Genomic DNA, 25,028 nt, shown 5'->3' on the forward strand with positions numbered 1-25,028 from the left:
CTTAAAGGCGGGGATTTTGTGCGGCGCTAGACGGCCGCGCAGATTTGCGGCAAATTGCATTTAAATTAGGTTTTGGGATGCTTGCTCGCATTTTTTGCGGACACAGAGTGCAAGCCTTCCCACGACGAACGAATTTAAAGACAAGAAATTTTCATGCGTGCGGAGTTCCGAGCCGCACCGAAGCGGGCAGGGTAGTGCGTTCGAGGTCTTTCACAGCGCGGCGGACGAGCAAATAACATAAAAAAGCCTGGCAATTGCTTGTCGGTCGAAACGCTCGCAGTTTTTTTTAGACGAGCGTTTGGGTAGTTTGATGAATTGATTTTCGGCTGCAATCACACCTGCTCTGCGTCGGCAGAGTTATTAGGAGTGTGTGTATTGCGTCGCGTAAATTGCATCCCGAATGCTAAGCCATCGATCAAGTGGGCCGAGGTTGAAGCGCATTTCCACGAGCGTTCGAGCTCAAACTCTTCGACGTCAATCGATCTTCCGATCGAGCCCTTGCTTTCCACAGCGAACGATCCGCCAGTGCTGATTGATCAGCCGGCGTCGAGGGGGTCCATCGCCCTGACAGAGCGCCGCCAATCGCCGCGCGCGACCCGTTTAAAGCGCTGTCGTTCCGGCAGCAATCTCATCCGTATAGACGTTTTTTTTAGCACCAGCCGATTGCAGGACAGCATCATGCTCGCTCAATCCAAAGTTGCGTCGACCTCTTCGAACATTTCGGCCATCGCGGGGTTCCGGCTCAATCATTGCCAATGGGGAGTGTTCACGGGTGTAAGCTTTAAACGCGAGGTCGCCTTCATCGATCGCGGCATCGATGACCTCGAAACTCTACTTGCGGGCATCCGGCCAGATGTTGAAGCAATCCTGCTCTCTGATGATGAACCGGCTGTCCGCCAGATGGCGCGGGCGGTCAAAGGCAGGAGCGGACTGGAAGCAATCCACATTGTCGCCCACGGACAACCGGGAGAGATAGCTTTTTCAGCAGGGCTGCTATCGCTTGACACCATGGATCGTGTCGAGCGTGATCTGGCGCATCTGGGCAGCGCGATCACACAGGGCGGCGAACTACGGTTGTGGAGCTGCGCAGTCGCGCAGGGTGAGTACGGCGCGGCCTTCATCGACGCGATCGCGGCCGCAACCGCCGCCAAGGTGGTGGCGTCGGCCCAGCGCGTCGGTGCCGCCGTACGTGGCGGCAGCTGGGCCCTTTCGTCGCTCGACGGCTCAACTCTTGCTCCGCCGCCGATTACGACCACCGGGTTGAGGGCCTATGCGGGCGTGCTGGACACCAACAACACCACGATCTCCGGCAACAACAGCACCAACACGCTGACTGTGACCGGAAGCAACGATAGGGTCAGCGATGGCAACGGAACCAACTCGGTCACGGTCACCGGAAACAACAACACCGTCTCTGACGGAAACGGCACTAACACCGTTACGGTAAGCGGAAACAATAATACCGTTAGCGATGGCAACGGCACCAATACCATCACGGTCTCGGGCAACAACAACACCGTCAGCGACGGCAACGGCTCCAACACCATCATCGTCAGTGGCAGCAACGCGACCATCAGCGATGGCAATGGCGGCAACCTGATCTATGCGGCCAACACCACCGGCACCAACAGCATCAGCGACGGCAACGGCAGCAACGTCATCGTTGGTGGCAACGGGACCGATACCATCAATGCGGGCAACGGCAGCAATATCATCTATGGCGGCGCCGGGAACGACACCATCAATGTCGGCAACGGCAGCGACGTCATCATGGCGGGAGCCGGCAGCGACACCGTCACCTCTGGCAACGGCAACGACCTCTTTATTTATGCGCTCTCGGACCATTACACGGTCACCGGCAGCGGCGCGACCGCGACGCTGCATAGCATCGCCAACGACGTTGACACCTATGTCGCCGGCGGCGGCACCGATACGCTTCGCATCGTCGTAACCGCCGATGAATACGCGGTAATACAGTCCCAGCTTACCGCCTATGCCACCTGGCTCTCCACGCATAAGGGGAGCAGTGCGAGCTATTCGTTCAACTTCGCTGCCGCAGGCGGCCTATCCGTCAACGGCTTTGAGGCGCTCCAGGTTCAGGTCGTCAACACCGGCACGGTCAACCTGGCGCTGAATGCGACTTCGAGCAGCGGGTCGCTCAACAGCCTCAATCTCTTCAGCAACACGGTCGGCACGAGCTCGACCAACTTCACCGACACGTTCAAAATCGTCGGCCTCGCTGCCGGCAACAGCGGCTCGGGCGCCACGACGCTAGACCCGTCGCTCACCGTCGCGCAGTACCTCGACGGCACCGCGACCCTGCCGACCTCCTATACGGTGACCGGTGCGGACGGAACGCTAACTGTCAATGCCAATGGCACTTACAGCTACACGGTGACGTCCCACGTCTCTCTCACTGACACGTTCACGCTGACGACGCTCGACCAGAACGGCTTCGTTACCACGACGACGCTGACTTTCGGGGTGCCCAACCACGCGCCTGTCCTTTCGGGCGTTACCGCAACCGATCCGACCACGGTTGCCGAACTCACCGACGCATCCGCCCAGAACCTTGCGCCCATTCACGGCACGTTGACGGTGACCGATCTGGATGCCGGCAACACGCTGACTGCATCCGTAGTTGGCTCGCCGTCCGTCACGGTTAGTGGCGGTGGCACGGCACCCGCAGCGGTCGTGACCGCCTTGACCTCGGGCGCGCTGTCGCTCGGATCGGTGGTTGCCGACGGCGGCACCAAGACCATCGCCTGGACCTATGACGCCGCGACGGCCAACCTCGACTTCCTGAAAGCGGGCCAGACGCTCACGGTGGATTATACCGTAAAGGTCAATGACGGCTTCGCCGACAGCGGCACGCAGCACATCATCATCACGATCACCGGCACCAACGATCAGACGGTGCTGACCTCCGTGAACACCGGCTTGGTGTCAACTGCAGTTGGAGAGTCGACCGGTGATTCCTCAACGCAGGATATCGCCCCGATCGCCGGCAGCCTGGCCTTCAGCGACAAGGATGTCGGCGACAGCCTGACGGCATCGGCGGGCGCGCCGACGATCGCGCTCAATGGCGGCGCGTTGCCGGCAGGGGTCGATGCGACAGCGCTTAAGTCAGCGCTCGATCACCTGAGTTTCGGCGCCGGCGTAACCTCGAACGGCGGGGGCACCCAGAACATATCCTGGACCTGGGATCCGACTGCAGCCAACCTCGACTTCCTCAAGGCCGGCGACCAGCTCACCGTGACGTATGCGATCAAGGTCGGGGACTCCACGACCCAGAACCTGACCTTCACCATTACCGGCACCAACGACCAGACGACGCTGACGTCAGTGAACAGCACGGCGGTGTCGACGACGATTGCGGAATCGACCGGTGATTCCTCGGCGCAGGACGTCGCCCCGATCGCCGGCAGCCTGGCCTTCAGCGACAAGGACATCGGCGACAGCCTGACGGCGTCGGCCGTCAGCCCGACCGTGCTGATCAATGGCAATGCACTGAGCAGCGAGCTCAGTGCCTCTGCGGCAAGCGCGTTAAAGGCGGCGCTCGACCACCTGAGCTTCGGCGCGGGCGTCACGTCGAACGGCGGTGGCACCCAGAACATCTCCTGGACCTGGGATCCGACTGCAGCCAACCTCGACTTCCTAAAGGCCGGCGACCAGCTCACGGTGACGTATGCGGTCAAGGTCGGCGATTCCGCGACGCAGGACCTGACCTTTACTATCACCGGCTCGAACGACAACGCCACCATCACCGCCTCGGCGGCCGAGGACACCTCGGTCACCGAAGCCGGCGGCCTGGCCAATGCCAGCGCCGGCGATCCGAGCGCATCGGGTCAGCTGACCGTGCACGACGTCGACACCGGCGAGGATCATTTCGCAACCCCGGCCTCGCTCGCCGGCACCTACGGCACCTTCACCTTCAACCCCACCACGGGGGCCTGGACCTACACGCTCGACCAGGGTCTCGCCGACCACCTGACCGACGGCCAGCACGTCACCGACACGCTCACCGTGAGCTCGTTCGACGGCACCGCCTCGCAGGACATCGTCGTCAACATCACCGGCTCGAACGACAACGCCACCATCACCGCCTCGGCGGCCGAGGACACCTCGGTCACCGAAGCCGGCGGCCTGGCCAATGCCAGCGCCGGCGATCCGAGCGCATCGGGTCAGCTGACCGTGCACGACGTCGACACCGGCGAGGATCATTTCGCAACCCCGGCCTCGCTCGCCGGCACCTACGGCACCTTCACCTTCAACCCCACCACGGGGGCCTGGACCTACACGCTCGACCAGGGTCTCGCCGACCACCTGACCGACGGCCAGCACGTCACCGACACGCTCACCGTGAGCTCGTTCGACGGCACCGCCTCGCAGGACATCGTCGTCAACATCACCGGCTCGAACGACAACGCCACCATCACCGCCTCGGCGGCCGAGGACACCTCGGTCACCGAAGCCGGCGGCCTGGCCAATGCCAGCGCCGGCGATCCGAGCGCATCGGGTCAGCTGACCGTGCACGACGTCGACACCGGCGAGGATCATTTCGCAACCCCGGCCTCGCTCGCCGGCACCTACGGCACCTTCACCTTCAACCCCACCACGGGGGCCTGGACCTACACGCTCGACCAGGGTCTCGCCGACCACCTGACCGACGGCCAGCACGTCACCGACACGCTCACCGTGAGCTCGTTCGACGGCACCGCCTCGCAGGACATCGTCGTCAACATCACCGGCTCGAACGACGCGCCGGTCGTCAACGCCAATGGCGGCTCGCTGTCCTACACCGAGAACCAGGCGGCGACCGCGATCGACACGGCCCTGCTGGTATCCGACGTCGACAGCACGAATCTGACCGGCGCGACGATATCGATTACGACCAATTTCACCGCTGGCCAAGATGTCCTTGGCTTCACCAGCCAGAACGGCATCACCGGCAGCTACAACGCCTCGACCGGCGTCTTGACGCTGAGCGGCGCGGCGACGGTTGCCCAGTATCAGGCCGCGCTGGAGTCGGTGACCTATTTCAACTCGAGCGACAATCCGTCGGGCGCGACCCGCACCATCAGCTACCAGGTCGATGACGGTTCGGCGTCGAACCATGCCAGCAACGTCGCAAATACGACCATCACAGTAACACCAGTTGATGACGCGCCCGTGGTCAGCAACGTCACGATTAGTGCAAACTCGATCAGTTTTGTTGCCAGCGACGTAGACAATCCGACACTTTCGTTGGCCACTCCCTTCGCGGCGGCATTCGGAAACCCGACGATCACGGGTGGCAGTACAACTACCCTGACGCCAACGGCTCAAACTACGGCGGTTTCGGGAATACTGCAGGTCACCGACGGTGTGCTTTCGGCCTCTGTCACCGGTCTCTTCCTAGGCACGAGCGGAGACGATGGTTTCACCGCGGGCGGTTCGGACACCGCGATCTATGGTCTCGACGGAAATGACGTCTTGAGAGGTGGAGTAGGTGCCGACTGGATCTTCGGTGGTAATGGTAACGACACCATTATCGGCGGGTCAAACGATCATCTGCTCGATGGTGGCGCCGGTACCGACACGCTGCAGGAAGATCAAAATTTCACCAGCGCGAGCGATGCTCAGATCGTGAACATAGAGAAGGTCCTGCTCACGAATCCGGTGACAATAAATCTTTCAAACCAAACCGAGGGCTTCACGATAACTGGGTCGACCGGCGCGGATAGCATTACCGCTGGTTCCGGTAATGACACGATCGTGGGGGCACAGAACGATACGCTGCTCGATGGCGGCGCCGGCACTGACACCTTGCAGGTAGGAGCGAACTTCACCAGCACCAGCGATTCGCAAATCGTGAACATTGAGAACGTAACGCTGACATCGGCTGCGACGCTCAATCTAGCCAACCAATCAGAAGGTTTCACGATAACCGGATCAACGGGAGCGGATACCATCATCGGTGGCTCTGGTGCCGACACGCTGACTGGCGGAGCCGGCAACGACACGCTGACCGGCGGCGCGGGTGCTGACACGTTCAATGTCGATGCGGGCACCGACACCATTACTGACCTCGGCGCCGGTGGCACCGACATCCTGGTGGTGTCGTCGGGTGCGACGGCGAATGCGACGGCAGCGGCGGCCTGGACGGCGAGCGCAGCGACCAGCAATGCGGGTACAGCTTCGATCACGGCATCGGGCTTCAACATCAATGTGTCAGCGGCCACCGGGGCCAACGGGTGGACTGTGACCAATGCCGGCAATGCGACTGCGGTGACGCTCACCGGCTCGGCTCAGGCCGACACCATCATTGGCGGCTCTGGTGCCGACACGCTGACTGGCGGTGGCGGCAACGACACGCTGACCGGCGGGTCTGGTGCAGACACGTTCAATGTGGATGCGGGCACCGACACCATTACCGACCTCGGCGCCGGCGGCACCGACATCCTGGTGGTGTCGTCGGGTGCGACGGCGAATGCGACGGCAGCGGCAGCCTGGACAGCGAGTGCAGCGACCAGCAATGCAGGTACGGCGTCGATCACGGCATCGGGCTTCAACATCAATGTGTCAGCGGCCACCGGAGCCAACGGGTGGACTCTGACCAACGCCGGCAATGCGACCGGGGTAACGCTCATCGGATCGGGCCAGGCCGACACCATCATCGGTGGCTCTGGCGCCGACACGCTGACCGGCGGAGCCGGCAACGACACGCTGACCGGCGGCGCGGGTGCTGACACATTCAATGTCAATTCGGGCACCGACATCATTACCGACCTCGGCGCCGGCGGCACCGACATCCTGGTGGTGTCATCAGGTGCGACGGCGAATGCGACGGCAGCGGCCGCCTGGACGGCGACGTCAGCCAGTAGCAACGGTGGCGCTAATGCCGGAAGTGCGACGGTAAACGCAGGAGGCTTCAACCTCAATGTATCGGCAGCGACTGCAGGCATATTTGGCTGGACTTTGACAAATGCCGGCAATTCAACTGGCGTGACACTGACGGGCTCAGCTGGGGCCGATCTACTGACAGGTGGAACGGGCAACGACACTCTGATTGGGGGCGTTGGGAACGACGTTCTGACCGGGGGGGCGGGCAACGACACAATGACCGGGGGGGCCAATATCGACTCGTTCGTCGTCGACGCGGGCACCGACACCATCACGGACCTTGGCGCCGGCGGCTCTGATTCGTTGCAGGTGTCGTCAGGCGCTACGGCGAACGCCACGGCAGCAGCCAATTGGACTGCAGCAGCCACTATCAATCAAGGCACCGCGGTGGTCACGGCATCAGGCTTCAACATTGACGTCTCGGGTGCCCTAGGCACCAACGGCTGGAATCTAACCAATGCCGGCAACGCAACTGGCGTAATCCTTACCGGCTCGAATTTTGCTGACACGATTTCGGGCGGCTCTGGTTCCGATACGCTCAGTGGTGGCTCTGGTGCCGACACGCTGACTGGCGGAGCCGGCAACGACACGCTGACCGGCGGCGCGGGTGCTGACACGTTCAATGTCGATGCGGGCACCGACACCATTACTGACCTCGGCGCCGGTGGCACCGACATCCTGGTGGTGTCGTCGGGTGCGACGGCGAATGCGACGGCAGCGGCGGCCTGGACGGCGAGCGCAGCGACCAGCAATGCGGGTACAGCTTCGATCACGGCATCGGGCTTCAACATCAATGTGTCAGCGGCCACCGGGGCCAACGGGTGGACTGTGACCAATGCCGGCAATGCGACTGCGGTGACGCTCACCGGCTCGGCTCAGGCCGACACCATCATTGGCGGCTCTGGTGCCGACACGCTGACTGGCGGTGGCGGCAACGACACGCTGACCGGCGGGTCTGGTGCAGACACGTTCAATGTGGATGCGGGCACCGACACCATTACCGACCTCGGCGCCGGCGGCACCGACATCCTGGTGGTGTCGTCGGGTGCGACGGCGAATGCGACGGCAGCGGCAGCCTGGACAGCGAGTGCAGCGACCAGCAATGCAGGTACGGCGTCGATCACGGCATCGGGCTTCAACATCAATGTGTCAGCGGCCACCGGAGCCAACGGGTGGACTCTGACCAACGCTGGCAATGCGACCGGGGTAACGCTCATCGGATCGGGCCAGGCCGACACCATCATCGGTGGCTCTGGCGCCGACACGCTGACCGGTGGAGCCGGCAACGACACGCTGACCGGTGGCGCGGGTGCCGACACTCTTGATGGCGGATCGGGGCAGGATACGTTCCGTTATGCCTCCGCAAACGATTCAAGTGCTGGTTCGCTCGATATCATCAATAACTTCACTACCGGCACCGGCGCTACACATGATTTTCTAAGTTTCGCTTCGGCATTGGGGCTAACAACCTTCCAAACGTCAGACGCTGGTAATGGGAATTTCACGATCGCAGCAAAGAACGTTGTGTTCCATGTGTCTGGCGGAAATACGTTTGTCTACGCAAACACGGACACCTCCAGTCATAAGGTGAACGACAATGATTCTCACGTAATCGTCGTGGAACTTGCAGGTACGACAGGGCTGGTTACCCAGGACGTTGTTCTTTCCGGTTTCCCTGCGGGGGTTGTCGGCAGTCCGATGAACTTGGGGCTGACCACGACAATTAATCCGAATGGCCTTGCCTCCGTAACAATAACTGATGTCCCGACTACGATATCCCTTAATGGCGGGACCCAGTTGGACGCATCAACGTGGACCTTGCAAGACGTCGATCTAGCTTCTGTAGCAGTGACTTCGCAGGCGGTTGGAGCCGAGCTGTTGCATGTGACTGTTAATTGGACCGATCCCACTGGTGCGGCAGTCACGCAATTCATCGCCAGTAATCTTGAGACATTTAATCCCGGTTCACCCATCTTCGCATGGTCCGGCGACGACACGCTAACCGGTTCGAGCGGCCACGACACGTTCGTGTTCTCGCAACCGATCGGCAATGACGTCGTGCACAACTTCGAAGTGTCATCGGACGTCATCGACCTGATCAGCTACGGTTGGCAGAGCTTCAGCGACGTTCAGGCCCATACCGCCGACGACGCCAACGGAAACGCCGTGGTTACGCTTGCTGATGGCCAGACAATCACCCTGGACGGGGTCCACACGGCAGACCTGACCGCAGCAAACTTCGAATTCGACGTGACGCCGACGGTCGAAAATCCGGGCGCGATGACGATCGGCGACGGCGCGATGCTGCCGCTGTCGGGCGTCATCCACAACACCGGCGAGATCGACCTGCAGGCCTCCGGCGACGACACGCTGCTGCAACTGATCCAGACCGGGATCACGCTCAACGGCGGCGGTCATGTGGTCCTGTCCGACGATGACCACAACGTCATCGCCGGAACGGTCTCGAACGTTACGCTCGACAACGTCGACAACGTGATCTCCGGCGCAGGCCAGATCGGGCAGGGCAGCCTGACGCTGAGCAACGAGGGCATCATCGATGCCACGGGCAGCCATGCCCTGGTGATCGATACCGGTACCAACGTGATCGCAAACGCCGGTACGCTGGAGGCGACCGGTACGGGTGGGCTGGTGCTCGCCAGCGCGGTGGCCAACAGCGGACTGATCTGGGCCAATGGCGGCACGGTCACAGCAGAGGGCGAGGTTACCGGGATTGGCAACGCTTTGATCAGCGGGGCTGGCACCATCGAGTTCGGGTCAGCCTCGGCGGCAGGCGTCACCTTCGACACGACCGCCGCTGGCCACCTGATCCTGGATGATGCGTTCCACTTCTCCGGCACGGTGAGCGGCCTCGATGGCAATGACGACATCGACATCAAGGGCATCAGCTTCGGTGCTGGCACGACGTTGAGCTTCACGGAGAACCAGGCGGGGACCGGCGGCACTCTGACGGTGTCGGATGGCGTCCACACGGCCAACATCGTCCTGCTCGGTCAATACGATCCGACCGGCTTTGCCGAGAAGGCCGACGCCACGAACGGCACGGTGATCACCTATGATCCGCACCACATCGCCTGAGAGACGTGAACTTCACGGGGCAAGAGAAATGATCGGGGGAGAAGCCGAACCCCGTAAGTTTACCCTCCTGCCGTTTTTGCGCCGGCAGCGGCTTTGGCGCGGCCGCCGGCTATGCTAAGCAGGATAGATTGGATGATTGATTTACTTGGACCTTTTGGCTGCCGCCTAATGGCTGCCGCTCATCATTTTTAGGGGATGGCTTCGGCCAGGTTCCGCGTGAGTACCCTACGTAAAAGAGCGGACGAATTCCGGCAGGCGCTGCGGGCCTGCCAGGGCTATTTTGTGACTGCAGCCATATTCAGCCTGGCCATCAACCTGCTCTATCTGGCCGGCCCGCTGTACATGCTGCAGGTCTACGACCGCGTGATCTCGAGCGCCAGCGAGATCACGCTGCTGATGCTGACGCTGGCGCTGTTGCTGGCGTTCATGGCGCTCGCGGGTCTCGATGCGGTACGCGCTCGTGTGCTGACGCGCACCAGCATCCGGCTCGATCGGAAGATCGCGCCGCGGGTGATGACCGCCATCATCGACCATTCGACAAAGATCGGCGGTGCCCGCAGCCAGCTGCTGCGCGATTTCGATACTTTCCGGCAGTTCATCACCGGGTCCGGAATTCACGCGATCTTCGACCTGCCCTGGGCGCCGATCTATATCGCGGTGATTTTCGCTCTGCACCCGTTCCTGGGCGCATTTGCGCTGGGGTGCACGATCATCCTGGTGCTGATGGCCCTTTTTAGCGAATGGATCGTCAAGCCTCCGCTTTCCGAATCCAGCGAGGCGGCAAATCGAAATTACAGTTTCACCGAGATGAGCCTGCGCAACACCGAAGTGGTGCGCGCAATGGGGATGACCGCCGGCCTCCTCAAGCGCTGGGGCCGGGACCGCGACCGTATGCTCGAGCGCCAGGTCGCCGCAAGCGATCGCGCGGCCACGATGCAGAGCTTCATTCGCTTCCTGCGTCTTTCGATGCAATCCCTGATTCTCGGTCTCGGCGCCTATCTCGTGATCGAGCGGCTCACCACCGCTGGCGCCATGTTTGCCGCCAGCATCTTGCTTGGCCGCGCCCTGCAGCCGGTCGAACAGATCGTTGGGTCATGGCGCAGCCTCAACTCCGCCCGCGGTGCATTCCTGCGGGTGCGCGAGCTGTTGGCCGCCAATCCACCGCGTCAATCGGGACTGATCCTGCCGCGGCCCGAGGGCCGCGTGTCGGTCGAAGGGCTGTCCTTTGCCGCGCCCGGAACATCGAGGCCCATTCTGCGCGGGGTTACCTTCCAGGTCGAACCGGGTGAGGTCCTCGGGATCATCGGCCCCTCCGGAGCCGGCAAATCCACGCTGGCGCGCCATATCGTCGGCGTTCAGGCGCCGTCCGCAGGTGCCGTTCGCCTCGACGGATCTGATGTTTCGACCTGGATCAGATCGTCACTCGGCGAGCATCTCGGCTATCTTCCGCAGGATATCGAGCTATTTTCCGATACGGTGGCCGCCAATATCTGCCGGTTCAAGGACGGAGACGACAAGGCCATCATTCTGGCTGCGCAAATGGCCGATGTGCACGAGATGATCCTGCGGCTCGCTGACGGCTACGATACCCAGGTCGGGGAGGGGGGCGCGATCCTGTCAGGCGGCTACCGTCAACGCATCGGTCTCGCACGCGCGGTCTACGGCCATCCGAGCCTGGTTGTGCTGGATGAGCCGAGCTCGAACCTTGATGCCGAGGGCGACGCAGCGCTGGCCGACTGCATCACGCAGCTGAAGAAGCGCGGGACCACGGTGGTGATCATTTCCCATCGGCCGGCCACAATCGGCGTGGTCGACAAGATATTGGTGTTGCGCGAAGGCGTGGCCGAGATGTTCGGACCGCGGAGCGAAATCCTGGCGCGCCTCACGCGGCCTGTGCCGGTTCCTGCAGTTCGGGGAGCGACCGGTTAGGAGAAATCATGACGTTGCTTGATGTCACAGACCTGTCGATGCGCCCCGGAGCCGCGCCGCGCGGGACAAAGGGCACGAACAATGCTGGCATGCCAAACGACTCCATTCGCAATGTCGCCGGAGCGGGGTGGTTGATCATTGCCATCTTCTTCGGCGGCATCGGCGCCTGGGCGGTGACGGCGCCGCTCAACGGGGCGGTGGTCGCCAATGCGGTCGTGAAGGTCGATGGCAACCGCAAGAGCCTCCAGCACCTCGACGGCGGTATCGTCAAGGAATTGCACGTCAGGGAAGGTGACAGGGTGCTCGCCGGTGATCTGCTGATCGTGCTGGACGAGACCCAGGCTCGCGCAGAGCACGAGGTGCTAACGCAGCAATATGCCGTGCTTCGTGCGTCGGAAGTCCGGCTGCTGACCGAACTTGACCATGGCTCCCAGCTTGTCATGCCGCCGGATCTGAAGGCGCGCTCCGACGATCCGTATTTCAAGAGCGTCTGGAACGGACAGCTCAGCCAGTTTGACACCCGCAGGGCGTCGCTCGAAGGGCAAAGAAGCGTCGTCCGCGAAAAGATCAACCAACTGGGATCGCAGATCGTTGGTGCGGAAGCGCAGGTGAAGTCCTTCACCAACCAGATCGACTCAGTTCGCAAGGAGGCCAAGGACGTCGCTCCGCTCGTGGAGCGAGGGTTGATCGCCCGTCCCCGCATCCTGCAGCTGGAGCGGACGGCGTACGGTCTCGAGGGCCAGATCGCTGATGCAAACGCCAACATCGCCAAGGCCCGCCAGGCGATCGCGGAACAGGAGCAGCAGATCGCCCAATTCGATAACGACCGGATGACCGACGTCACCAAGGACTTGCGCGACACCCAAGCCAGACTCCTGGAGGTCATCCCGAAGGCGATGAACGCCAAAGCGGTGCTGGGCCGGATGGAAATTCGCGCTCCCTATACCGGGCGGGTGGTTGGCCTTAGCGTGTTTTCGATGGGAGGCGTGATTCAGCGCGGCGACAAGATTTTGGACATCGTGCCTGACGAAGATTCGCTGACAATCGAAGCCCAGGTCGCGGTCGAGGACATCAGCGACGTGCACCCGAACACACGTGCCGAAGTTCACCTGACGGCCTACAAGCAGCGGATCGTTCCGATCATTCACGGCGACGTCATTCAGGTCTCGGCGGACCGCTTGACGGATCCCAAGACCAACAATCCCTATTACACGGCCTACGTTCGGATCGACCAGGACGAACTGGCGACCATGCCCAACATCCACCTTTATCCGGGAATGCCGGCAACTGTGATGATCCCGACGATTCAGCGAACCGCGTTTGATTACATCGTGGGACCGCTGGTCATGTCGTTCAATCACGCGTTCCGGCAGAAATGATTGCCTCCAATTGGCGCTCCGCTCAGGAACTGCGGAAACCAGCGCGTTCGGCGTCCTCAATGCTTTGTCCGATTATCTCAAAGGTGGCGGTCGCCCGGTTCGATCTGGGCCCCGTGACGTCTTGGCCCTGACGAAGAAGCTTGAGGCCGCCCCAAGAACCAAGCGGTGTGCTGGATCGACAGGAAAGCTTTGGCGAACTCCGTGGGGCCGCTGCAGCCTGCTGCAAGTCGGCATGGGGCGGAGTTCTTTCGGGGATTGAATTTGGACCCGTCCTCAAGTACCGTCCTAAGATTCGTAAATTGCTATAATTTTGGATAGACCAAAATGCGTAGTTTGGTGCTCGGCTGGGCCATCAGCGCCGCTCTTCTCATTGGCAGTTCGAATGCGCAGCCCCCGCAGGAGATTATTGCGGTCGACACGATTGAACTTAAGGCCGGCCAAGCGCGGTCCTTCAGTTTCGACCAGGCGGTTGGCAAGATAACCACCGGCGCCGAGGGCGTTGCGGAAGTCATCCCGGACACCGATCGTACGTTCACCATCAAGGGATTGGCGCCCGGCCAGGTTATGATGACGGCCTATGCCCCAGACGGCAAGGTCATCCACCGATCGAATATCGCTGTCTCGGCAAACTCGACCGTCATCAAAATCTTCGGCGACAAGACCGCCGTAGGGGGCTACTCCACCTATTATTGCAGCATTCCCGGCGGTTGCAGCCGCGCCAATCCGGAGATTGCGCCGCTGCCGTTCTCGACATCGATCTCCGAGACCCGGAGCAAGGGCGATGGGGCCAGTGAATCGAGGGTACGGGAATATCGATAACCTAGTCATCCTGATGACAGACAGGATGCAAGTCATATTTGACGTCTAGAGTTAGCTTGGTGTTTTCGCAACGTTCGCGGCCGAAGCTTTGATTCCCGTCCGTAGGACTATGGGATCGGGATCAAAGCACGCATCCGCACCGAGCGGTTCTGGCATAAGCCAAGAGCCTTGTTCTTATCTTCATGACCGGCTGGCTCCCGCGCTTGCCGCAGCTCCGACTGGCTCACGCCGCCACCACGAACCGGCGCGACTGAGTACGAGGATTGAAACGATCAACGTGACGCCGAGCCCCGTCGGTATGGCGGCGAAGTAGCAGGCAATGAGAACGAGCACGCCGCCCAGTGCCGGAAGTTCGTAGCTGTAAAAGCCGGTCCTTAATCCGATGCGAACCAGGAAGGCGACGGGAATGGCGAGCACCACCATGTCGTAGATGGCGACATAGGGTGTGGCCAGCAACGTCCCTGTGGCAAGAGCGGCGGCCTTCAAGGTATAGGGCACGCGGCTCCGCCACATCAGCGCCAGCCCCACCGCAAGTACCGCGGTGAGGACAAACTGGAATGCCCAAGCCAGTTGCTCAGGGCCGCCGAAATAACGCACCATCGAGTAGACGCTCTGCAACTTCCACCATGTCGCCTTGCCCTCGGTCAATATCGCTTGCGAGGATTTGGTCATCCATTGGAAGAACGCGAGCCAGCTCTCACTGCCGAAGGCGAGCCACGAAAGGGCGAACATCGCGATCGCGGTGACGGTGGCGCTGACGAATACGCGCCATTGTCCATCCGCAATCAGGACAAGCGGAAACAGCAGCCCGTATTGCGGCTTGTACGTCAATAGTCCTAGGCAGATGCCGGCAAGCACCGGGCGGATCGGAATCAGATAGAGAGTGCCGCCGATCAGCGCTGCAGTGAGGAAGCCCGTCTGCCCGACCAGCGCATTGATGGAAACAAATGGAGCGGCGAGTGCGAGCAGAACACCGAAGTTGTGGCCGACGATCGCGCGCACGACGGCAAGATAAGGCACGATGCTGGCGAGAATCCAGCCGAGATGCGCCACCGAATAAGGCAACAGCGCCAGCACGGACGCGACGAAGAGGAATGGCGGCGGGTAATGCCAGGGAAAATCGCCGCTAAAGTCCTGACCGAGCTTGGTGACCTCGATCCGCTTCAGGATGTCCCAGTCAAAGGCCTGTGCCGGAAAGCCATCGAGTGCGAGACGCCCAGCAGCCCAGAAGCTGACAAAGTCCGTCGGGATGCCGAGACCGTTCTTATCGTAAATCCACGCCCGCGAGAGATACGCCATTAGGCAAAGCGTCAAGTTCATCGCGCAAAGTGCAAAACATGCCTTCCGCAGCCGCGCGGGAATTTCGATTTGGCCTGGGGCAATTTCTACGGGAGCGCGGGAGGCGGCCATGCGAGATCCTTGCTCGGAAACGCTTCCTGTTGGAAAGCGCACGCGCCAAGCAATAAGGGGCGCAGAAAGAAGTGTCCAGAATTCGCAGAAAGAAGCATCAAGAATCTTGGACATTTTCGATCCATGGCCTCGACCTCGCCTCCGGTGCGCCGCCTGTCTATCATCAGCCACTTTCGCGCATAGCTCGGGTCAGGAGCTGCCGCTGATCTGTTTGGCGCTCACGCGGTGATGTTCTGCAGGAGAAAGCCTCCACCGCGGTTCAGTCAGCCACCGCCAGAGCCAATGAGAAGCCACCGCCGCTATCGTTAATGCTGGCGTCGGCATTAAGCAGCTTGAGAACTTTCCGTTGCGCAGATAGGCCGAAATTGACAATGGTGGGCATCCCGGGACAGAGGCCATGCCCTCAGGCAATAATTCGTTTCAAGCAAGTTCGGAAACCAGGCTCGGCGTGTCGCCTATGCGCAGCGATCATCTTCGGGCTTGGCTACCACTCATATTCGGGGCCACGGCCTATCTGACGCTCATCGGCAGGATCGACAGCCTGTTGAGGGATACGGACATCTATTGGCACATCGCGGTCGGCCAGTGGATTATTGATCATCGTGCCGTGCCTCACGTCGATCCTTTCTCCTTCACGATGCGCGATGCGCCTTGGATAACCAGTGGGTGGTTATCGGAAGTGCTGTATTTCGCAGCGTTCAAACTGGCCGGGTGGCCGGGAGCTGCGTTCCTTGCCGCACTGTCGGCGTCGGTCGCGTTCTTCCTGCTGACACACCTGTTGCTGAAACGGCTGCCGAACACACCGGTCATGATCCTCGTTGGCGGCGGACTCGTCATGACGGCGTTCCACATGCTAGCCCGGCCGCATGTCCTGATCTTTCCCCTCATGGTGGTGTGGGCTAATGCGCTGGTTCAGGCGAGCGAAGAGCGACGTGCACCTTCGTTCGTCTATCTCCCGCTCATCACGCTGTGGGCGAACCTACACGGAAGTTTTACGCTGGGCCTGGCGTTGATTGCGCCATTCGCCCTGGAAGCGATTTGGACTGCAGACAAGTCTGCCCGTGTGGCGATCGCACTGCGCTGGCTTGGATTTGGCGCACTGGCACTCGTCGCCGCCTGCATCACTCCGTATGGACCGGAGTCGATCCTGGTTACATTCCGCATTTTGGACCTTGGCCCAATTCTTTCTACGATCGGCGAATGGAAGCCGGCGCTGGACTTCGGCACGCTTAATCCCATTACGATATGCTTCATCGCCGGGATGGCCTATGTGCTGTACAGCGGCCTTAAGTTGCCTCCGATCAGGATTGCTGCGCTGCTGGCCGTGGTTTCCCAGACGCTTGCCCACGTGCGTTATGTTGACGTTTGCGCGCTGGTTGCGCCGTTCTTTACTGCAGGTCCCTTAGCGCAGCATCTCGGCTGGCCGCAATTGCAGCACAACCGCAAAATCGTCCCCGTGTCACGGACAGCGCTTGTCATCGCGATCGCTGGCCTGGCGATCGTGACCGGCGTGATCTTGGGGACGGGGGACCACACGCCACCACGTGCTCCGCGCGTTGCCGTGGAAAAACTCAGGCAGTTAAATGCAGGCCGAATATTGAACGACTACTCTTTCGGAGGGTATCTGATTTCCCAGGGCAGTCCGACGTTCATCGATTCACGTGCCGAGTTGTATGGGCCAGTTTTTCTCAATCGCTATTTGCGTACCGTGTCGCTCGATGATCTGGCCGATTTTGTCAAATTGCTCGATGAGTACAAAATCGACGCAACGCTGCTGTTTCCGTCGACTCCGGCCATAGCTCTGCTTGACCGAATGCCAGAATGGGAGCGGACCTATGCCGATGACATAGCCGTCGTCCACGTTCGGAGAATGCGTGCAGGACGCGCGGATTCCCTGAACTAGCCCGCTTGTCCGACGTTTTCTGACATGCTGCCGGCGGATTGCGAGCGGCGGCGTACGCGCGAGCTTAAGCGGGCGAGGGTTGACCGACGTTCAGCAAGGTTCTTTCGACCGACGCCAAGCTCCTCCACGCGACGATCACGACCATCGCGGGGCGACGCCCGATTAGCTGGGTTCTTTTCGATCCCTTAGCTCGCAGCGCTGCACCGGGTACGCAAACTACCGACAGCGTCGCTGTCGTACTCCCGGATCGTTGCTCCGTATTTGTACGGGAGGATGAGCTTCAAGTCCGGAAGGTCGCTAGAAATTCCGAGTTACCCCCAGTGCCGCATCCCTGATAGCCATTCGCGCGTCTGCATTGACCCAATCTGGGAGACGGTTCTTTCGTGATAAGCAACCCGTGAGTGTCAGTGTTTGTCGAGGGGGATGTCGCTTCGAAAGAGAGCGTCCGCGTCCGGCAGATTAAAGGTAGTCCTTAGCCCAAAAAGATACGGCGGCGCAGTGGCTTATATCACGACTTGACCTGCAAGTCACTGGCCGACTCGCGCGCTGTCGTGCACCCAAAGGTTGATGAAACATATTGCCGCTTCTTCCCGGAATTGTGGACCGGCCACATAAGCATGCTGGCAGTTTCAACCCTCAGGTTTTTACGGCCCAACTTGCCGTCGCGCGCCGCTTATTTTTCCAGTATTTCCACGGGGGAAGCGCGACTTTGCGGGTAAGGTTAAGAAACGATTACCGAGTGACAGCTTTCGGGGGCGAGATTATAAACGTTTTCAGTTGGCACCGGATTAGTCCGCCAACCTTTTAGTCCATTTCATCATCAAAAGGGATTTTCTCCTATGTTGAAGTATTACATCGCGACCACGGAAGCCCTGAAGCGTCTGCGCAACAATGAGGACGGCGTTGTGTCGTTCGAGTACGTCATCGTTGCGGCTTGCATCGTCGCCGCCGTTGCCGCTGCGTTCGGCAGTGGTGGTACCGGCCCGATCTTTACCGCGCTGAGTGGTGCGATCTCGAGTGTCGCCAGCAAGGTCACTGCTGCCGTCGCATAACACGGCCGCCTGACTCGGGCAGGGGGGCCATTCGCCTGTGCTCCCCCGCCTCATTTTACAACATTCCATAGTTCAACGAGAGGGATTCCTATGTTGAAGTATTTCATCAAGGCTACGGACGCTATTGCGCGTCTGCGCGCGGACCAGGATGGCGTTGTGTCGTTCGAGTACGTGATTGTTGCCGCCTGCATCGTCGCTGCCGTTGCCGCTGCGTTCGGCACTGGTGGTACTGGTCCGATTGTCGACGCTCTGAGCGGTGCGATCTCGAGTATCGCCAGTAAGGTCACTGCAGCGGTCGCGTAACACGGCTGTCTCGCTCCGGGTGGGGCATCGAACTGTGCCCCGCTCCGGCGCTCCGATAAAGTCGGCGCGGTGTCTCCGAAATGCGTGACTGTAGCGGGCGCCGGATTCAATGCCGAGCCCGGTGGTCCCGACAAGCAGACGTCGACGACTGCGGCGAACAGCAGGATCGGCACCGTCGAGGCGAGTGCAGTCTGAAGAACCTGCGGCCAGCTGATTTAGGGAGCACGGGGATTTGCCATCTGCCTTTTAAACGCGTGCATTTGATTTTTTAAAGGCGTGCATTTGATGAGTTGGATTATTCCCATAACCTGGTTTCTGGAAATCCTGTTGCTGCTATATGTTGCAACGACCGATATCGCGGCACGGTTGATCCGAAACGAAATTTGTCTAGCGCTCGTAATCCTCGGGATCGCTAGGCAACTGGCCGATCCAATGCAAGTTGCCCAGTCGCTGATCATTGCTGCGATCCTGTTGCTGCTGCTGCTCGTCATCTACCAGCGGGGAAAGATCGGCGGCGGCGACGTCAAGCTGCTGGTAGCTCTGGCAGTTGGTCTACCGCTGACGGGCGTGGTGCAGCTGTTGACTATCACCGCGCTGGCCGGTGGCGTTCTTGGCCTGGTGCATCTAATGATGCGCGCCCTGCCATATCCCAGGTTGGCGCCTGCCGGATCGTCGCTCGTGCGCCGGGTTTATGCAGTCGAGCGCTGGCGGCATTTGCGACACGCACCGTTGCCTTATGGGGTCGCCATCGCGTGTGGTGGTATTTGGACGATTTTGAGCAAAGCATTTTGAGCAAAGGATTTTGATATGTCATCCGCCTTGCGTCTTTCGATTATCATGGTGCTATTGCTGGCAACGACTGCGCTCGGACTTATTGCCTATAACATGAACTTACCGAAGCACGCTCCGGTGGACGTCACTGCGACGGCGCCTACGCCTACGCCGGCGCCTGCGACTGTCGGGTACTTTGTTGCGACACGTCCCCTCCCGCGAGGTACGCTCGCGCGAGACGAAGACTTCACGGTACGCTCGGCGCCGCCGGAACGCGTTCCAGCAGGGGCGATCCTTGAAACGCCCGACTCCAAGGCCGGGCTTCCCGGTTCTCTGGTTCGCAAATTCGTTGAAGCCGGCAGTCCCATCACATTGCACGACATACTGCGCCCGAAGGATCGGGGATTCCTCGCCAGCGTCCTGGCCCCGGATAGCCGGGCCATCAGCATCAAGGTTGACGAGGAGACTGGCGTCTCGGGCCTGATCAGGCCGGGCGACAATGTCGACGTAGTGTTGACCCAGGTTTTCGAGAAGGCAGATCCCGCGCGTCGCGCCCTGAGCGAGACCGTTCTGCGCAATGTTCGGATCATTGCGATCGACCAGGAGATTGCACAAGGCGGGCGAGCCATTAGCGCCGCGGTGGGCAAGATAGCCCAAACTGTTTCGTTGGAGCTTTCGCCGGAGCAGGTCAAGAAGGTCACGGTCGCAAAACAGCTCGGAACGCTCTCTCTCGCCGTTCGTTCAGCAATCGATCAGTGGGAGAAAGCAGACGCCGGCGCGATGTCGAGCTGCGATGTGTCGCCGGAACTTGCCCGTCAGAACGCTATTGCCGGCCAGAGTGCGGCGGTGGTGGTTCATTCTGGTGGTGAAGTCAAGCAATACCAGGTCAGGAAACAAGACGCGGACGAGAGCGACATTGCCGTTAGCTGCGACGGCTCGCCGGAGGCCGCCCGCCGTGGCGCAACAATGGTGGTTCAGGCAGTCAAGGCATCGGAGAAGCGTTGATGAACATCGCCATGGTCAGTCCGCCTGAAGCGACATCTGTTGTAACGCGAGACCGAATCGTCTGTTTCGTAGATGACGAGCTCAGTGCTGCGGCTCTGCGCAAGGGCCTCGAAGGTGGCAATCTATCGATCAGGCGCGGCACGATCCGCAATGCCATCCGGATGCTCGAGACCGACACCGATCTATCCGCGCTGGTGACTGATATCAGTGGAATCGAAGATCCATTTGCCGAGCTCGAAAGACTGGCCGGCGTCTGCCCACCCGATGTCCGGGTGGCTCTGATCGGCGAGAGCAGGGAGATCACATTCTACCGCGAGTTGATGGATATCGGCCTGACCGAGTACCTTCCCAGGCCGCTCACGCGGGACATGGTGCTGGACCAGCTGCGTCCGAAGCTGATCGGCGATGTGGCGCACAGCCAGCCCGACCGCGGTGGCCATGTGATCTCGATCTGCGGTGCGCAGGGGGGGGCCGGTGCAACGAGTATCGCCATCAATCTCGCGCTGCAACTGGCCGAGACCACCAAAGCCAAGGTCGCGCTTCTCGACCTTCATCTCCAAAACGGCGAGACGGCCGTCATGCTCGGTGTCCGGCCCGGGCCGGGGCTGCGCATCGCTCTGGAAAACCCGATGCGCGCCGACACCTTGTTCATCGAGCGCGCCGCAATCGATGTCAACGAGCGGGTTTGCCTGGTTTCCGCCGATGAGGAGCTGGATGCGCAACTCGACATCACGGAAGCGGGCGTGAGACACGTTCTGAGTCTGCTCCGGCAACGGTTCAATTACATCGTCGTCGATGTCCCGGTCCCGTTCCCGCCATCCATCCATCCGGTACTCACTGTTTCCCGTCACGTGCTGGTGTTGCTGGAAGCCGAGGTAACCGGACTTCGCAACGCCCATGCACTCCGCACCGCCGTCACTAATATCGCCGGCAAGGATCGGGTCTTTACATTACTCAACCGTGCCGATCGGGCCGGGGGTCTTCCCAGGGCGACGATCGTCAAGGCCCTGGGCGCGGAGCCGGACATGGTGATCCCTGATCTCGGAAAGGGGATGACCCAGGCGGTCAATCTGGGAATTCCCGCGCTGAAGCACGTGTCGGCACTGCGGCGTTACCTCGCTCCGATTGTACGGGAGATCACGGGTGTTGGCGCCGAGCCGAAGGGACGGTTGAGGAGGCTGCTCGGGCTATGAAGAAATTTGGTAGGCGCGAAGACGACGCGGATCGTTTACCCGCATTGATGCCAAGCTTGCCTGCAGCTGCGCCAAGCTTGGTCACAGCTGCATCAAGCCTGATTACAGCTGCGCCAAGCGCGCCTGCGCCCGAGCCGAGCCCGGTCGCACCTGCGATGAGGCGGCCCGAACCCTCGAGCCAGCACTCCGCTCTCGCGGCTTCGCTGCGCGAACGCGTCATCGAGCAGATCGAGCCCGCGGCAGCCGCAACGGTCTCACGCGACGTGCTTCGACGGCAGATCGAGGAGATCATCCACGGAATAGCCAACCAGGAGCGGCTCGAACTGTCAGGACGCGAGCAGCTTTATCTGGCGGAAGAAATTGCCGACGACATGACCGGCTACGGGCCGCTCCGTCCGCTTCTGCTGGATGAAACGATCAACGACATCATGGTCAACGGACCGAGCAATATTTACGTCGAGCGACGCGGCAAGCTGGAGCGGGTCGCGGTTCGTTTCCGTGACAACGAACATATTGCATCCGTGGCACAGAAGATTGCGGCGCAGGTCGGCCGGCGCGTCGACGAGTCCAGCCCGATGGTGGATTGCCGCCTTCCGGACGGCAGCCGCGTCAATATCATCTTCCCGCCGCTTTCGATCCACAGTCCCTGCATCTCCATCCGCAAGTTTCCGAGCCACCGCTTGGACATAGCCGGAATGATCGCAAACGGCTCAATGACCGCGGCGATGGGACAGTTGCTGGAAATTGCCGCTCGGTCCCGGCTCAATGTTCTGGTCTCGGGTGGTACCGGCTCGGGCAAGACGACGCTGCTGAACGCGCTGAGCCAATTCATTGATCACAGCGAACGCATTGTTACGATCGAGGATGCGGCGGAGCTGCAACTTCAGCAGCCGCATGTGATCAGCCTGGAGACGCGGCCTGCCAGCATCGAGGGTACGGGGCAGGTGACGCAACGCGATCTCTTGTGGAATGCCCTGCGCATGCGCCCTGACCGCATTATCGTAGGCGAAGTACGCAGCGTTGAAGCGTTTGACATGCTGCAGGCGATGAACACCGGCCATGACGGCTCGATCTCCACGGTGCATGCCAATAGCGCCCGCGATGCGCTGACCCGCGTCGAAAACATGGTGCAGATGGGACAGGTCAACCTGCCACCACGGGCGATTCGAGCTCAGATGGTCGCTGCGCTGGATATCATCGTGCAAGTCGAGCGCATGAGGGACGGACAGCGTCGCATCATCCAGATCACCGAGGTGATCGGTCTGGAAGGCGAGGTGATCACCACCAATGACATCGCCGTGTTCCAGTACCAGGAGGAGGATGTTCACGGCCGGATATCGGGCACCTACAGGTCTACCCAAGCAATCCCGAAATTCAAGAGCCGTCTTGTCTATTATGGGCTTGATCGTGCCTGGGCCGAGGCCATGAGGCAGATATGATACCGTCGTATGTGATCGCCACTGTCCTGTTACTGCTGCTGTGCGCATCGGGCATATCGTTGTGGCTCGACGCCCGGGAACGACGCATGGATCGTCATCTGACGATAGCTTTGCCAGCCTCGCACTCGGCCAGCCTGATTTCTATTCGTCGCTCGGAGACAGGGTCCCGCTCGCAGCTGCTGCATCGGCTGGCCAATTACAGCCCCGAGGTCGTTTACGCCTGGCAGCCGGTCTACACGCTGCTTGCCGGTGTCCTCGCAGCAGCGGCAATCTTTTATGTTAATAACCGGCTGCTGCAGTTGCCGACCCTCAACGTGTCCATCGCGGCCGCAATCGTGGCCTTCCTAATGGTGCGCGGCCTGTTTGGATGGCAGCAACGTCGGTTCGCCAATCAGCTTTTCCGACAGTTGCCTGACACGATCCAACTGGTGACGAGCACCGTCCGGTCGGGGCTGCCCGTGAACGAGGCATTTCGCACCATCGCGCGCGAGATGCCGCAGCCGACCGCCGGACAGTTTGCGATGGTATGCAGCGAATTGAATCTAGGGAGACCTCCGGAAGAGGCGGTGGAAGCCATCTATCGGCGGACGCAGGTCGCCGAGTACGCGATGTTTGCGGTGACGCTGGCCGTCCAGTTGAAGTCGGGCGGCAGCCTGGCCGAAACCTTGCAGACACTTGGAGAGACCGTTAGTCAGCGTGTTGCGCTGGCTGCGCGCGCCAAGGCTCTGGCAGGAGAGGTAATCTTCTCTTCGCGCGCGCTTTCGCTCTCGCCCCTCATCATCGGTGGGTTGCTGTACTGGATCAATCCGAAAACAGTCGATCTGCTGTTCCACGATCCGACCGGAAACATGCTGCTGGCTTACGCGGCAGGGTCAGTGCTCGTCGGGCACCTGGTGATACGCTGGATGATCAGAAGGGAAACCGCGCTATGAGTGCCGGTCTCGGTTTGGTGACCCTCGCGATCGCGGCTGCAACCGCGACCCTTCTGTTGATCATCCGCGAAGTACACCTTCGTACATTGGACGTGCGGGTGTCGAAAGCCGTGTTGGGCCTTCCTGGCGAGGCGGCATCGTCGCAGGACATGATCGGCTGGTTTTCGTCGATCGGCACGCGGTATCGGCGCTTTTATGCCGAGGAGAACCTGGAGCAACTTCGGACCATCCTCCAGTCGTCGGGCTTCATCAATTATCGTCGCACCTTGCCGATCTGGATCGGCGTCAAAACCGTCAGCATGTTCTTGTTTCCGATCCTTGCCATGCTTCTCGCGCAGCTTTCGGGGATGCAGCCGATGGATGTGCTGATCTACGGGCTGTTCGGCGTGGTGTTCGGAATTATGGGGCCTCGGTTCATTTTGTGGGTGCTGAAGCGACGGTTTGACGCGGCGGTTCGGCTCGGCACGCCGGATACCATCGATTTGCTGGTTGTGTGCAGCGAGGCCGGAATGGGTCTTGAGAGCGGATTGCAACGCGTGGCGGAAGAGATGGGCACGTCCAATCCCGCAATGGCGCGGGTCTTGCGTGGTCTTCTTGACGATCTCCGGATAACGCCGAATCGTGCAGAGGCATTCGAGAGATTGGGATCCGTGTCCGACGGACTTCGCCGGTTCGGCACCATGGTGAGCCAAAGCCTGCAATATGGCACGCCGCTGGCCCAGGCACTGCGCAGTATTGCCGTGGACCTGCGTCAGGAACGCATCACCAAGCTGGAAGAAAGAGCGCACAAGCTCGGCGCCAAGCTGACCATTCCGATGGTTCTGTTCCTACTTCCAGCCATGTTCGTGATCTTGGGAGCAAGTCCGTTTCTGCATCTCATTCGTTCGTTCAAGGGCATCTAGGTAACGGGGA

The 25,028-nt window shown here is 60.7% G+C and carries 14 protein-coding genes; 13 read left to right on the top strand and 1 reads right to left on the bottom strand.

What is annotated here, in order from left to right; all coding sequences use genetic code 11:
• Window positions 1–375 precede the first annotated feature (375 nt).
• The 4 genes from V5279_RS16655 to V5279_RS16670 all read left to right on the top strand — a co-directional run bounded on the left by V5279_RS16655 (window position 376) and on the right by V5279_RS16670 (window position 14,108).
• Entirely contained in the window at window positions 376–9,981 is a 9,606-nt protein-coding gene (locus tag V5279_RS16655) for a VCBS domain-containing protein (protein ID WP_338699118.1), read from the top strand.
• Window positions 9,982–10,176: 195 nt separating this feature from the next.
• Window positions 10,177–11,910 carry a type I secretion system permease/ATPase gene (locus V5279_RS16660; protein WP_338699120.1) on the top strand — a complete coding sequence of 578 codons (1,734 nt, stop codon included), beginning with the start codon at window positions 10,177–10,179 and terminating at the stop codon, window positions 11,908–11,910.
• An 8-nt stretch (window positions 11,911–11,918) separates the two neighbouring features.
• Window positions 11,919–13,289, top strand: a complete 1,371-nt coding sequence (locus V5279_RS16665) for an HlyD family type I secretion periplasmic adaptor subunit (RefSeq protein WP_338699122.1) — start codon at window positions 11,919–11,921, stop codon at window positions 13,287–13,289.
• 324 nt (window positions 13,290–13,613) lie between these two features.
• Window positions 13,614–14,108: a pilus assembly protein N-terminal domain-containing protein gene (locus V5279_RS16670; protein ID WP_338699124.1), complete on the top strand. Its 495-nt coding sequence runs from the start codon at window positions 13,614–13,616 to the stop codon at window positions 14,106–14,108.
• Between the two features lie 180 nt (window positions 14,109–14,288).
• Here the strand turns inward: V5279_RS16670 and V5279_RS16675 are convergent, their stop codons facing one another.
• On the bottom strand, window positions 14,289–15,632 hold the full coding sequence (locus V5279_RS16675; protein WP_338699126.1) for a glycosyltransferase family 87 protein: 1,344 nt from the start codon (window positions 15,630–15,632) through the stop codon (window positions 14,289–14,291).
• Window positions 15,633–15,915: 283 nt separating this feature from the next.
• Here V5279_RS16675 and V5279_RS16680 point away from each other — a divergent pair, with 283 nt between their 5' ends.
• The 9 genes from V5279_RS16680 (at window position 15,916) to V5279_RS16720 (ending at window position 25,018) form a co-directional block, all read left to right on the top strand.
• Window positions 15,916–17,421 carry a hypothetical protein gene (locus V5279_RS16680; protein WP_338699128.1) on the top strand — a complete coding sequence of 502 codons (1,506 nt, stop codon included), beginning with the start codon at window positions 15,916–15,918 and terminating at the stop codon, window positions 17,419–17,421.
• 839 nt (window positions 17,422–18,260) lie between these two features.
• A complete protein-coding gene (locus V5279_RS16685; protein ID WP_338699130.1) occupies window positions 18,261–18,473 on the top strand; it encodes a hypothetical protein in 213 nt (70 codons plus the stop codon).
• 90 nt (window positions 18,474–18,563) lie between these two features.
• A complete protein-coding gene (locus V5279_RS16690) occupies window positions 18,564–18,776 on the top strand; it encodes a hypothetical protein (protein ID WP_338699132.1) in 213 nt (70 codons plus the stop codon).
• 285 nt (window positions 18,777–19,061) lie between these two features.
• A complete protein-coding gene (locus tag V5279_RS16695; RefSeq protein WP_338699134.1) occupies window positions 19,062–19,568 on the top strand; it encodes an A24 family peptidase in 507 nt (168 codons plus the stop codon).
• A gap of 15 nt (window positions 19,569–19,583) precedes the next feature.
• Window positions 19,584–20,552, top strand: coding sequence for a Flp pilus assembly protein CpaB (gene cpaB / locus V5279_RS16700; protein WP_338699136.1), 969 nt, complete (start codon window positions 19,584–19,586; stop codon window positions 20,550–20,552).
• Window positions 20,552–21,745 carry an AAA family ATPase gene (locus V5279_RS16705; protein WP_338699138.1) on the top strand — a complete coding sequence of 398 codons (1,194 nt, stop codon included), beginning with the start codon at window positions 20,552–20,554 and terminating at the stop codon, window positions 21,743–21,745. Before cpaB ends, V5279_RS16705 begins: the two co-directional genes overlap by 1 nt.
• Window positions 21,742–23,184: a CpaF family protein gene (locus tag V5279_RS16710; RefSeq protein ID WP_338699139.1), complete on the top strand. Its 1,443-nt coding sequence runs from the start codon at window positions 21,742–21,744 to the stop codon at window positions 23,182–23,184. The genes V5279_RS16705 and V5279_RS16710 overlap by 4 nt, the downstream gene beginning before the upstream one ends.
• On the top strand, window positions 23,181–24,116 hold the full coding sequence (locus V5279_RS16715; protein WP_338699142.1) for a type II secretion system F family protein: 936 nt from the start codon (window positions 23,181–23,183) through the stop codon (window positions 24,114–24,116). Before V5279_RS16710 ends, V5279_RS16715 begins: the two co-directional genes overlap by 4 nt.
• Entirely contained in the window at window positions 24,113–25,018 is a 906-nt protein-coding gene (locus V5279_RS16720) for a type II secretion system F family protein (protein WP_338699144.1), read from the top strand. The genes V5279_RS16715 and V5279_RS16720 overlap by 4 nt, the downstream gene beginning before the upstream one ends.
• Window positions 25,019–25,028 lie beyond the last annotated feature (10 nt).

The sequence above is a fragment of the Bradyrhizobium sp. 26S5 genome (genome assembly GCF_036923295.1).
Classification (GTDB): Bacteria; Pseudomonadota; Alphaproteobacteria; order Rhizobiales; family Xanthobacteraceae; genus Bradyrhizobium; species Bradyrhizobium septentrionale.

Coding starts and splice junctions, on each gene's coding strand:
- V5279_RS16660 (WP_338699120.1), top strand. CDS start 10,177: ATGGCTTCGGCCAGGTTCCGCGTGAGTACCCTACGTAAAAGAGCGGAC.
- V5279_RS16665 (WP_338699122.1), top strand. CDS start 11,919: ATGACGTTGCTTGATGTCACAGACCTGTCGATGCGCCCCGGAGCCGCG.
- V5279_RS16670 (WP_338699124.1), top strand. CDS start 13,614: ATGCGTAGTTTGGTGCTCGGCTGGGCCATCAGCGCCGCTCTTCTCATT.
- V5279_RS16675 (WP_338699126.1), bottom strand. CDS start 15,632: ATGTCCAAGATTCTTGATGCTTCTTTCTGCGAATTCTGGACACTTCTT.
- V5279_RS16680 (WP_338699128.1), top strand. CDS start 15,916: ATGCCCTCAGGCAATAATTCGTTTCAAGCAAGTTCGGAAACCAGGCTC.
- V5279_RS16685 (WP_338699130.1), top strand. CDS start 18,261: ATGTTGAAGTATTACATCGCGACCACGGAAGCCCTGAAGCGTCTGCGC.
- V5279_RS16690 (WP_338699132.1), top strand. CDS start 18,564: ATGTTGAAGTATTTCATCAAGGCTACGGACGCTATTGCGCGTCTGCGC.
- V5279_RS16695 (WP_338699134.1), top strand. CDS start 19,062: ATGAGTTGGATTATTCCCATAACCTGGTTTCTGGAAATCCTGTTGCTG.
- cpaB (WP_338699136.1), top strand. CDS start 19,584: ATGTCATCCGCCTTGCGTCTTTCGATTATCATGGTGCTATTGCTGGCA.
- V5279_RS16705 (WP_338699138.1), top strand. CDS start 20,552: ATGAACATCGCCATGGTCAGTCCGCCTGAAGCGACATCTGTTGTAACG.
- V5279_RS16710 (WP_338699139.1), top strand. CDS start 21,742: ATGAAGAAATTTGGTAGGCGCGAAGACGACGCGGATCGTTTACCCGCA.
- V5279_RS16715 (WP_338699142.1), top strand. CDS start 23,181: ATGATACCGTCGTATGTGATCGCCACTGTCCTGTTACTGCTGCTGTGC.
- V5279_RS16720 (WP_338699144.1), top strand. CDS start 24,113: ATGAGTGCCGGTCTCGGTTTGGTGACCCTCGCGATCGCGGCTGCAACC.